Below are 9,685 nucleotides of genomic sequence, written 5' to 3'. Positions count from 1 at the left end.
CTTCCTCGGGTTCCTCTGCCTGGCCGCCGCGATCACCTGCTGGAAGAAACTCCCACACCCCACATGAGACAAGCTCTGAGCACTCCGGCAAAGCCACCGGCTAGCAGACAATCTTCTTGATTGTCTCTGGTGGGTGTTCGGATCGGTGGGCGTGGTGGCCGGTCCCTGCGGCGACGTTCGTGGCGCCGGTCGGTGCAGGATGGTGGCGACAGTAATGGCGTATTTGCGCGATCACTGAATCCTGGCGACGACGTCCGCCTCGCGATCGAAATTCGGGCGCAGGCTTCCTGCGACCTCCTGGCGTTGTGCATCCTGAGCCCAGGCACGTACCGTCGAACGGAGAAGGCGGCACCGGTCGCCCTCGTCCACGCCCTCGGATTGGAGCGCCGTAACGACGGCGACAACGTCGTCCGCGGTCCTGCCAGTACCGGCGGCGAGGAACTTCCGGAGCATGGTCTCGCCGAGTTTCACTATCTCCAGCCTCGTCATCCCCGGCCGCTTCGGGACGTACAACGGCAGGGCGATCCCGATGACACGCCGAGCCGACAGGTGCCGCCTGGCGCCGACCGCCGCCAGCTCGTCGCTGACGGCATCGAGAGCCTTATCATATCTGCGCTGTTCAACTCCCGGAGTCTCGCGAAGCGTCGCGAAGTAGCTCATCAGCGGGTCGGCGGACTCGGTTTCCACCGCAATATCGACGACGGCTCGAGCAAAGGTTTCCTGGACGGCTTTCTTCGGCGCGACAGCGAGGTTTTTCAGGATAATCGCGAGATCTTCGGGCGAACGGCCCTCAGTGGACTCGCTGGCCGCGCCCCACAGGGATTTCCTGATTTCCCGGTCAGACACCAGGTCCGAAAGAACGACAAGTTCGGCGACCGGACGGGGAGGAAAAGACCATAGCCTGGCAATATCCGGCACCAGCAGCTCCCAGGTATCTCCGAGGGCCTTCTCCTTCTTCCAGGCCGTCGCTATGGACGCCAGTTCCGCGGCAGCTCCCTCTGCACCGACATCGCGGGAAGCGACGTACCGGCGGATCTCCACTCGCCTTTCCGCAAGATTGCACCTGCCGTAGATCTGGTGAATGTGGTCGAACGGGAGCTCCTGACCGACGATCCTGGTGAGCGAACCGGCTGTGTCCCCCAGTTTGTCGATGAGGTAGGCGACGACGGCCGCCTTGTCGCCCGGTGTGACGTCGGTGAGGCTCGGCAGGTTTCTGACCCAGTGCTCCAGAACCGATGGGCCGGGGTGTCGGTCGCGCAGGATGTCGACCAGATTCCTGACCGCGGCCGGCGCGCTGCCCGCCTCGCGGTCACCGTCCCGCTTGATCGCCAAAGTCAGCGCTCGGTAGAGCAGCATGACGGCCTCTGCCGTGGACCCGCCTTCGGGGGCGCGTAGGCGGACGTAGAGCTCGGCCGTCTCGACGTTGTAGGTTGGCGAGAACGTCCTTCGGGTGAACTCGGCCAGGGCCTCGTCGGCCAGGGCCGTGGCGCCGTTCCTGTTGCGGAGCGCACGCAGGAAGATATTGATCTCGTCGGCCAGCTGCCGGTGGACGAACGTCTGCAACGCTCCCGCGACCGCGTGGTCCGGGGCCGCCGGTCCGTCTCCCCACAGACCCGCCAGCAACTCGGCGACCTCAGCGGGCTCGCGCTTCATCACCGCGGCAAGAAGGATCTCGGCGCGGACCCGCTCGTCGTCGAGTCCACCCATCTCGGCGACGAGGTCCTCGAAAGGGCGATCGACGGCGAGCCTGCGCAGCGCGTCCGCTGCGGCGCCGGGATCTACCTCTCGCCGCGCTCCGATCTTCTCGACCGCCTCGCCGACCGGGCGGAGCAACACCCAGAGGTAAGAGCCGTCGAGGGGGGGAGGCGATGTGCGGGACGGCGGCGAGGCCAGCCCCTCGAGCGTCGCCTCGACCGCGTCCCGCAGATCCGGCAGGGCGGGAGGTGCGTCCTCCGACAAGGGGAAAGGGCGCCGCCGGTACACATCGTCGATCGCCTTCAACAGGCAGGCCGTGACCTGCTTCGAGTCCTTCGCCTGAGTCAGCTTTCCGACCGTCTGCTGGAGAACCTCGCGCGTGCGGGTCTGGAAGTTCGCCACGAAGGGCGGCAACACGGCAGCCACCTTCGACGGGTAGACCGTGTCGGCAGTAGCCGACTGTCTCAGGTGCGAGAACGGCTGACCCAGGTGGAACTGCGTCATCTCTCGCAGGACCGAGACTTCCTTGGAGTCGCCCTGCTCCGGCAGGTAGGCCATGTCGCGCAGCGCGTCGACGAGCAGGTTCGCCAGGTCGACCACATCCGTATCAGTGGGAAGAATCCGGATACTTCTCGCGGTCTCCCGCATCACCTCGTCGAGGTCGCCGTCGAGGGACCGGGGTGGTTGTGCGGCCGGGAGTCTCATCTCCAGCAGGAGACGTCTGGCCAACGCTTCAAGCGCCTCGACCGCGCCGGGACGTGTCAAGTCGAAACGGTGATGACCCCATTCCACTTTCTGGCTCCCGTAGAGCCTGTCCAGAAGGATGCGCCGCTCCGGGTCCGCGGGCCTCTCCAGATCACTTTCCCATTCGATGGGGACGACAATGCCCGAGCCAGTAGTGGTGATCCGGTCGAGAAAGCGATTCACCTCGTGCCAGCAGTAGTCGCTGGTGAAGAAGTTGTGCGTGATTATGGGCAGCAGGAAGGTCGCTTTGTCCAGTGCGGAGTCGGTCTCATCACTCCAATCAGCTCCGCTTTCGATGTTGATGTCCTGGAAGATTTTGAAGTTTTCCCAGGCCTCTCGCTCCTTCCTTGTCGCCAGCTGGCTCATCTTCCTCTCGAGCGCCTCCCTGAAATTCGTGATGCTGCCGTTATCTGCAGTGTTGTCAATACGGGCATAGCTCACGAATCCGACGTATGGTGCAGGCACGGCGTCCCCCGTATGGATGGTTTCGTCACCATCCTGACACCGTGTCCGGGCCTGCACCAACAGTCCGGCGTGTTGTCTATCGTGCGTGACATGCACGCACCTCGATCTGGTCGACACGAGCGGTTGGAGCCAGTCGTGCTCGGGCCACTCGATGTCACGTAGGCGGAGTTTGACGACCTGGCGAGCCTGCTCGGCGCGCTGGGCCTTGGCAAGCACCACCCGAGGGTCACGGAGGACCCGTTTCAGCCGGGACCCGGGCATCAGACGGACGACGATGACCGCTCCGGATGCGGCCGGTGAGCGCTATCCGGGTGTGCCGGACTCGGCGCCCGCCATCCGGACCGGAAGGTCGCGGATGCCGTACATCTGCAGACCCGGGTGCCAGCGCAGGTCGTCGACCGGGACGGCCAGGCGGAGATGAGGGAGCAGCGGCAGCAGCTCGCGCAGCGCGACCTCCGCCTCCAGCTGGGCCAGCTGCGCGCCGATGCAGAAGTGGATACCAAGGCCGAACCCGAGATGGCCGGTGGTGTCGCGCGACGGCCGGAACTCGTCGGGATCGGCGAACCTGGCCGGGTCACGGTTGGCCGCGACCAGGGAGACCAGCACCGCGTCGCCGCGACGGATCACGACGTCGCCGAGCTCCACGTCCTCGGCGGCGAACCGGACGAGCGAGGTCAGGGCCGGACTGTCGAACCGGAGAACCTCCCGGATGGTGGCCGGGATCCGGGTCGGGTCCTCCTGCAGCGCCTGCACCTGCTCGGGCCGGCGCAGCAGGAGGTACAACGCGTTGCCGATCAGCCGGACGCCCGGTTCATGGCCGGTGATCAGCAGCGACGCCGCCATCGAGATCAGCTCGTGGCCGTCGAGCCTGTCCTCGCCGGTGTCCCGGATCAGGGCGCTGAGCAGGTCGTCCTGCGGCTCCTCGCGCCGGCGGACGATGAGCCTGGCGAAGTACTTGGTGATCGCGACGAACAGGTCGTTGTCGGCCTGTCCCGGGACGGTGACCGTGAAGAACCGGTCTCCCCAGGTCTGGAACAGCTCCCGGTCCCCGGCCGGGATACCGAGCAGGTCGCAGATCGTGGCGGTGGTCAGGCCGCCGGCGAAATCGGTGATCAGATCGAAGGTGTCCTGCTTCACCATGCGTTCACGCAGGTCCCGGGCTGCCTGCTCGATCCCGGGCCGCAGCGACTCGACCCGGCGCGGCGTGAACGGGCGGGCGACCAGCCGGCGCAGCCTGGTGTGGTGCGGCGGGTCGTTGCTCGCCAGATCCCGTGACCAGAGCTGGGAGGTGCCCTCGCCGGGCTGCCAGCCCGCGGGCAGCCCGGCCGCCGTCGGGTCCTTCACCAGCCGGCGGTCGAGCAGCGCGGCGGCTCCCTCCGCGTACCGGGTGATCAGCCAGATCGGCGATGAGCCGGGCGGCTCGCATCGGTGCACCGGTCCGCGCTCGCGCAGCTCGCCGAGCGGGGTGAAGGGATTCGCCGCGAAATCCGGGGACCTGAGCCGACTGTGCAGGGAGGTGTCGACCGGGCACTGCCGCGCAACGACGCCACCGGCCGTCGAAGGTTCACTCACCGGAGTTCCTCCCGCTGGTCGCGCACGCCCGGCCGGAGGGACAGCAGCATCTCGACCACCTGGTTCACGGTCGGGTACTTCCACAGGGTGTCGACGTCGAGCACGACCCCGAAGGTGTCCTCGAGGTCGACGGCGATGGCGACCGCGCTCACCGAATCCATGCCGTACTGGGACAACGCCAGGTCGCAGTCGACGTCCGCGGCGTCCATCCGCACGTATCTGGCGGCCCGGGCCACCAGCCACCCACGCAGCTGTTCCGCGTCGACCTGCTGCCGGCCACGCGCCTCGTTCCTGGTGCTCATCTGTCGTCTCCTGTCATCGAGGTCAACGGGTGTGCTGGTAGATCGGCCGCAGCGTGCCCGCGAGGAAGTGTTCGCGCATCTCGACGCGCTTCACTTTTCCGCTGGTGGTCCGCAGCACCTGGCCCGGCCGCAGGAACAGCACCGCGGCGACCTGGGCACCGAACTCGCGGGCCACCAGGTGCACGACGTCCTGGGCCAGTTCCGGCAGACGTTCGGTCGGGACCTGCCTGATCTCGTGGGTGAGGACGACCCGGTCCGGTTCGTCGTCGGCGCCCGGCAGACGGAAGGCGGCGGAGACGCCCGCCAGGTCGGGCAGTTCCGCGCGCAGCGCCGACTCGATGTCCTGTGGGTAGATCTTCAGTCCGCGCACGACGATGATCTCCTTGATCCGCCCGGTGACGTACAGCTCGCCGTCGTGGCGGAAACCGAGATCGCCGGTGCGCAGGTACGGCCCGTCGCCCGCGGCCGTCGTCGCGTGGAACAGCTGGCGGGTCTGGTCGGGCCGCCCCCAGTACCCCAGGGCGACGCTGCGCCCGCGCAGCCAGATCTCGCCGACCTGGTGGTCCGGGAGCGGGGTGAGCGTGTCCGGATCGACGAGCTCCAGGTCGATCTCGAGGGGCGGCCCGCAGCTGACGATCTTTTTCGCGGCCTCGGCCGATCCGGTGGGCTCGAAGCGACCGGCGTCGAGGGCACCCCGGTCCGCGTCGAGCACCCGCAGCGTGCCCGCCCGCCGGCTGGCCACGATCAGCGTGGCCTCCGCCAGGCCGTACGCCGGGCACAGCTCGGCCCGGAAACCGGCGGGGGAAAACCGGTCGATGAAACGTTGCATCGTCGACAGGTTGAGCCAGTCGGCGCCGTTGGTCGCCATCGTCCAGCTCGACAGGTCGAGCCGGGCGACGTCCTCGTCGCTGATCCGCTCGACGCACAGGCCGAAGGCGAAGTCCGGCGCGGCCGACACCGTGGCCCGGTACCGGTCGATGGTGCGCAGCCAGGAGTAGGGGCGGCGGACGAAGGTGGCGGGGTCGAGGAGGTAGGTGGTGCCGCCGACGAGCAGTGGGCTCAGAAGCTGCCCGATCAGCCCCATGTCGTGGTAGAGCGGAAGCCAGCAGACCAGGCGGATCTCCGCCGGCGGCAGCGCCGTGATCTCGAACAGGATCCGGGCATTGGTCAGGATGTTGTCGTGGGTGAGCGCGACCCCCTTCGCGTCCCCGGTGGAACCCGACGTGTACTGCAGGAAGGCGACGGATTCGGGTCCGGGCTCCGGCGCGGCAGGGGTGTGCGCCGGAGCCGGTGGCAGGATGTCGGTGAACACGGGGACGATCCCCGCGAGCTCCTCGTCGGACAGCCACTGCGCAACCACGTCGCGGTCGCTGGAATGGGCCAGGACCACCGCCGCGCCGGCGTCGGTCGCGATGGCGCTCACCCGCCGCTTCTGCTGCGCTGACCGCACGGGCAACGGCGCCGGGACGGCGACGACACCCGCGTAGAGGCAACCGAGGAACGCCGCGGCGAAGTCCGGTCCGGACGGGTAGGTCAGCAGGACCCGGTCCCCCGGCCGGCTGCGCGACCCGAGGTGCGCGGCTACGGCGCTCGCCTCGTCGTGCAGGCGGCGGTAGGTCCAGGACTCGGTGGTGCTCGGATCGTCGGGGTCACGCACGAGCGCGACGGCCAGTCGGTCGCCGTGCTCCCGAACCCGTTCCCGGAAGGCCCCCGCCACGCTGTTTGCCGTGGTCGCAGTGGCCGTGGTCGCAGCGCTCACCCTCGTCTCCTTCCCGGGCCGACCCGGTGATCGGCCGCCATGTCGTCCGCTCCGGGCGGTGCCGCGCGAACACCGCGGCACCCGACCGGGAGGCTCTCCGGGCCGCGAAAGCTCGGGGTCGGTCTGTAGTCGACCGGCGTCGACGCCAGCCTCGGCTCGATCACGCGGGTGGCGAACGCCTCGAAGGCGGCGGCGCCCTCGAGGCGCGCGAGTCCGCCGCCGAGGCAGAAGTGCGGGCCCGCCGCGAACGCCAGGTGCGCCGCGGGCTCCGGCCGCCCGACGATGAAGTCGTCCGGCCGGCTGAACACCGCGGGATCGCGGTTGGCCGCACCGAGCAGGAGCACCAGGAAGTCACCGGCGGCGATCTGCTGCCCGCCGACGTCCAGGTCGGCGGTGGCGACCCGGGTGGTGATCTGCGCGGGCGAGTCGTAGCGCAGTACCTCGTCCACCACGGCGGGCGCCAGGCTCGGGTCGCGGGCGAGGCGGACCAGCTGATCCGGATGTTCCAGCAGCGCCCGGATGCCGTTGCCGATGAGATCGACCGTCGTCTCGTACCCGGCGTTCACCAGCAGCGCACAGACACCCAGAAGGTCGCTCTCACCCAGCGGGGTTCGCTGCTCACCGACGCCCAGCAGGTCGGCGAGTACCGGCCCCGGTGGCGTCGCTCGTGGTTCGCCCAGCAGCTTCTTGAAGTAGGTGAGGATGCGCGCACCGGCCCGTGCGGCGGCCCTCGTCGTGTCCGGGTCGACGGAGCCCAGCGGGAGCGGGTAGAGCCCGCGCGAGAGCGTGCGCGACCAGCCGCCGACCAGCTCGTGGTCCGCGGCGGGAACTCCCATCAGGGTGCAGACCGTCGACAGCGCCAGCGGCGAGGCGAGATCGGCGATGACGTCGAACGGGCCGCCAGCGGGCACCGCGTCGAGCAGCTCGTGGACCGTTCGGCGAACCTGTCCCGCCAGCGGTGCCATCGCGCGCGCCGTGAAGGACCGGGACACCAGGCGGCGGATCCGCGTGTGATCCGGCGGATCGAGATCGACGAGCTGGCGGCTCGGCGGCCGTACGTCCGCGCGGAAGATGCGGGCCCGGCCCCGATCGCTGCTCGTGCGGGGATCACGCAGGATCGCCGTGCAGTGGTCGTGCCTGGCGACCACGACAACGCCGTCGGCGGCCAGGTACGGCGAGGCCTGCCGCAGCTGCGCGAGCCTCGGATAGGGCTGCTGCTCGCGCAGGACCTCCGGCAGCCTGGTGAAGACCCCGCCGAGATCGGTCATCGACCGGCCAAGGATCGACCGGCCGAGAATCGACCGGCCGAGGAGTGCAGGAGAGTTCCCTCCGACCAGACGTACCGAACCTTCCCCCAGCGCAGCGCTGAGGCGACGTCCGGAAAGAACCCGGATCCGTTGAGGTTCGCACTGGTGTTGCACAGCACCGGTATCCCGGTCCGCCGCTGGTAGCCGAGCAGCAGCTCGTACATCGCGGGATTGTCCGGGCCGACCGTCTGCAGCCGCGCGCTCGCGTCGATGTGGACGACCGCCGGAATCCGGTCCCGCCACTGCGGACGGACCTGGTGCTCGAACAGCATGTGGGGGTCCCGGGTGCCCGGCGAGAACACCTCGGGCGCCGACTCCTGCAGGCAGATCGGCGCGACCGGGCGGTAGTACGCGCGTTGTTTCAGGTCGTTCAGCCGGTCCCGCATGCCGGCGTCCGTCGCGGGGGCGATGATGCTGCGGTGCCCGAGTGCGCGAGGCCCGATCTCGGCCCGTCCGGTCAACACCACCACCGGCTCGCCCTCGACGGCGAGCAGCTCGGCCAGCTCGTCGAGCGTGCAGGGCCGGGACGCCCAGCCCGCGGGCAGGTCCCCGGCGGGGGGCACCTCCGGACCGGCGAACACCGACCAGTGCAGATCGCTCCTTCCGGTCCGGTCGATCATTTCTGCGCAGGCGGCACCGATGGCCGAACCCGCATCGTTGGGAAAGGGCGGAACCCAGACGTCGGGAAACAGGCCGGAGTCCCGGATCCGGGCGTTCCACTTGATGTTCAGGGCGCAGCCGCCGGACAGGCAGAGCGGGGTTCGGCGGAACTCCTGGTGTTCGGTCAGGAACCGCCCCAGGGATTCGGCCAGGAGATCGCCGAGGTATTTCTGCAGCGAGGCGATCAGCGTGGCGTCGGAGAGCTTCCGGGGCGCCAGCTCGCGCAGCACGGTGCGGCTCCACACGTACATGCGCACCAGATCGGCCGGCCGGTGCGCGGCCGAGGTGGCCGCCATGACGGCCATGGCCTCGTCGTCCGGGGCTCCCAGCGCCGCGTAGGCCATCGCCTTGCCGGACACCGGCAGGATCACGGTTTCCAGCTTCTGGACATCCGTGTCGAGGGCCGTCTCGCCGGTGCGGAACGGCGCCAGGTGGGTGGCGAACACGGGATAGAGACCGCCCAGGACATCCAGCAGCCACCGCAGCGGTCGCAGTGTCCGGTGGGCCGGGTCGTAGTGGTAGAGGCAGGGCGCCATTCCGCCGTCCCACACCACGATGAGCGCGGGCTGGTTCCGGGCGGCGAACGGGCTGCTGCAGTAGCTCGCCAGCGCGTGGTCGGTCGCGTGGCTGAAGCTGCGGAACTTCACCAGCCCGTCGCCGAACAGCGCGGCGGCCTCGAACGGCCGGCTGAGCGGATCGGCACCCGTACCGGGCTGATCACGGTAGGCGGCGACCGGCACCGACCTGCTGTTTCCCGCATCGTCGACCACGTGCAGCGTGGGCGCGTCCGCTCCGCCGGTGCGCCCCCAGCCGTCCACCGCCACAGATGTCAGGTCATCCGGCCGCAGTCCCTGCCCGTCGAGCACCGCGACGAGATCACGCCACGTGTTCAACGGGGAGTAGCGCGGCCGGTTCTCCAGTTTCTCGGCCTCGATCGAGAAGATCAGCTCGTTTTTCCTGATCACGGCCATGCAGCCGTCGTGAGTGAGCTTGAGTCCACAGAAGATGTCATTCATGACAGAGGTCCGTCCCTTTTGAAGAGGGGGACTGCCCGAACTGGCGTCTTTACACATTCTCAAATTGCCGAGTGGGCACTGTCAAGTTCGACTACTGGCCATCGACCGGCCGACAGGAATCTGTCCTCGACTATCAAAAATGCGACTGCGCTGGTCAGCCGGTGT

At 68.8% G+C, this 9,685-nt stretch carries 6 protein-coding genes; all 6 read right to left on the bottom strand.

The annotated features are described in order from the left end of the window. Nucleotides 1–231: 231 nt before the first annotated feature. The 6 genes from ND747_RS23625 to ND747_RS23600 all read right to left on the bottom strand — a co-directional run bounded on the left by ND747_RS23625 (nucleotide 232) and on the right by ND747_RS23600 (nucleotide 9,520). A complete protein-coding gene (locus ND747_RS23625; RefSeq protein ID WP_251736382.1) occupies nucleotides 232–3,123 on the bottom strand; it encodes a toll/interleukin-1 receptor domain-containing protein in 2,892 nt (963 codons plus the stop codon). Between the two features lie 84 nt (nucleotides 3,124–3,207). Then, nucleotides 3,208–4,476 carry a cytochrome P450 gene (locus ND747_RS23620; RefSeq protein ID WP_251736381.1) on the bottom strand — a complete coding sequence of 423 codons (1,269 nt, stop codon included), beginning with the start codon at nucleotides 4,474–4,476 and terminating at the stop codon, nucleotides 3,208–3,210. Then, nucleotides 4,473–4,778, bottom strand: coding sequence for an acyl carrier protein (locus tag ND747_RS23615; protein WP_251736380.1), 306 nt, complete (start codon nucleotides 4,776–4,778; stop codon nucleotides 4,473–4,475). The genes ND747_RS23620 and ND747_RS23615 overlap by 4 nt, the downstream gene beginning before the upstream one ends. Before the next feature lie 22 nt (nucleotides 4,779–4,800). Continuing rightward, nucleotides 4,801–6,537 (bottom strand): fatty acyl-AMP ligase, encoded by a 1,737-nt coding sequence (locus ND747_RS23610; RefSeq protein WP_251736379.1) that lies wholly within the window; start codon nucleotides 6,535–6,537, stop codon nucleotides 4,801–4,803. Then, nucleotides 6,534–7,805: a cytochrome P450 gene (locus ND747_RS23605; protein ID WP_251736378.1), complete on the bottom strand. Its 1,272-nt coding sequence runs from the start codon at nucleotides 7,803–7,805 to the stop codon at nucleotides 6,534–6,536. The genes ND747_RS23610 and ND747_RS23605 overlap by 4 nt, the downstream gene beginning before the upstream one ends. After that, on the bottom strand, nucleotides 7,802–9,520 hold the full coding sequence (locus tag ND747_RS23600; protein ID WP_251736377.1) for a carbamoyltransferase N-terminal domain-containing protein: 1,719 nt from the start codon (nucleotides 9,518–9,520) through the stop codon (nucleotides 7,802–7,804). Before ND747_RS23600 ends, ND747_RS23605 begins: the two co-directional genes overlap by 4 nt. Nucleotides 9,521–9,685 lie beyond the last annotated feature (165 nt).

Source organism: Frankia sp. R82, from assembly GCF_023716925.1.
GTDB lineage: Bacteria > Actinomycetota > Actinomycetes > Frankiales > Frankiaceae > Frankia.
The sequence above is the reverse complement of the archived record's forward strand: the minus strand, read 5'-3'. Positions and strand labels throughout refer to the sequence as shown.

Coding starts and splice junctions, on each gene's coding strand:
- ND747_RS23615 (WP_251736380.1), bottom strand. CDS start 4,778: ATGAGCACCAGGAACGAGGCGCGTGGCCGGCAGCAGGTCGACGCGGAA.
- ND747_RS23605 (WP_251736378.1), bottom strand. CDS start 7,805: ATGACCGATCTCGGCGGGGTCTTCACCAGGCTGCCGGAGGTCCTGCGC.
- ND747_RS23600 (WP_251736377.1), bottom strand. CDS start 9,520: ATGAATGACATCTTCTGTGGACTCAAGCTCACTCACGACGGCTGCATG.